The sequence below is a fragment of the Catenibacterium sp. CAG:290 genome (assembly GCF_000437715.1).
Lineage (GTDB): Bacteria > Bacillota_I > Bacilli_A > Erysipelotrichales > Coprobacillaceae > Catenibacterium > Catenibacterium mitsuoka_A.
Map to the genome: position 1 here is coordinate 1 of NZ_FR898834.1, position 1,449 is coordinate 1,449.

A 1,449-nucleotide genomic window follows, 5' to 3' on the forward strand; every position below is an offset into this window, starting at 1 on the left:
CGTCTCCCGGACTGCCTGTCTATAATACCCAATATCCGCTCGTTTGTAAAGTGTTTTTTGAAAGTTTTTTGATTTTTTTATAAAAAATATTTAAAATCTCTTATATTGTTTATTTTCATCAAAAAAAGGCTATCTTATCACATAAGACAGCCCTGTTTAATAGTTTAATGTGTTTTATTTTGTTCAGTATATTCTACAATACGTTGTGCTAGTTCCATGATAGATTCAAAGTTTTCAGCACCACCAATAAATCCTCCTGGATGGATAAAGCGTGCACCTTCTACTCCAGTAAGTTCTACTAATTCTTGATCACGTCTTCCACACCACTCTTCAGGAACTTTGATACGTGTATCAAAGCTTGCTGGCGATAGAGGAACGCCCTGAAAGTTCCATCCTCCTCTTTGAGATGGAAACACAGTTAAATAGATATCATTCACTTTATTGCTTTCTGATTTAAGTAACGTACCTTTCCATGGGACAAACTGTTCTAGAATCATAATATGATGTTCTGATAAGTCAATTTGTGCTTCAACATAATCCATTCCTTGAATTCTACTTACTTCCGAATGAATGCAGGTATCAAATATCTCTTTAAGTAATGCTTCACCATTTTTATGATAATGTTCCATTAAGATAGCGAGCTGTTCTACTGGATAAGCAGTGACTTCATCTGTTTCTTCACGTTCAAAAGAAAGTGGCTGCACAAACATCTTATTCACATCATATACACCTAATTCCGCATGTTTACTTGATTTATTATAATAAGTGATGATTTCTTCACCATATTCTTTCCACATATCTATGGCATCACCTTCTTCATTAAAGATGAAACAATTCGCTTCATTGGCTTTATCTAAGACAATCTTCTTCATCACCTGATCTAACCAGTCATAACCATCATCCCAATCAAGTTCATTATTATTATAAACATCCTTTAAATATTCAATATATACATTAAATACCATTCTCATGAAATCAACTGATTTTAAAAATGCTTCGTCTCCACTAATAGGTGAATTCCAGAAAGGGTTACTAATAGAAATGACAGATGAAATGGTCATGGAAATGCGTTCACCTTCTCCATTATCCAATGCATCAATAGGCATGATGATCTGATCATCTATATCATAATAATAATCTTCAACATATTCTTGAATTCCTAATTTTTCAAGGATCTGCATGCCATAGTCACGCCATATAAGTCCTACAGAAGAATAAGCAATTCCATTATCTCTTCTTGCTTTATCATCCTGATGATGATCATATTTACCCAAACCAATATCATAGACAAATGCATCTGTATCTTTTTCATCAATTTCTGCAACTCTTGCAAGTGGAATATCTTCATATAATATTTCTAATAGGACTGTCGCCATAACATCATCTGCATGAAATGATCCTGCATGAGTTATAAACTTTGCATCCTTTTCTTCTACTATCGTAATCATA

Annotated in this window: 1 protein-coding gene; it reads right to left on the minus strand. The window is 33.5% G+C overall.

What is annotated here, in order from left to right:
* Window positions 1-164: 164 nt before the first annotated feature.
* A partial coding sequence (locus QVO42_RS07000; RefSeq protein WP_022425425.1) for an MYG1 family protein occupies window positions 165-1,449 on the minus strand: 1,285 nt, incomplete at its 5' end.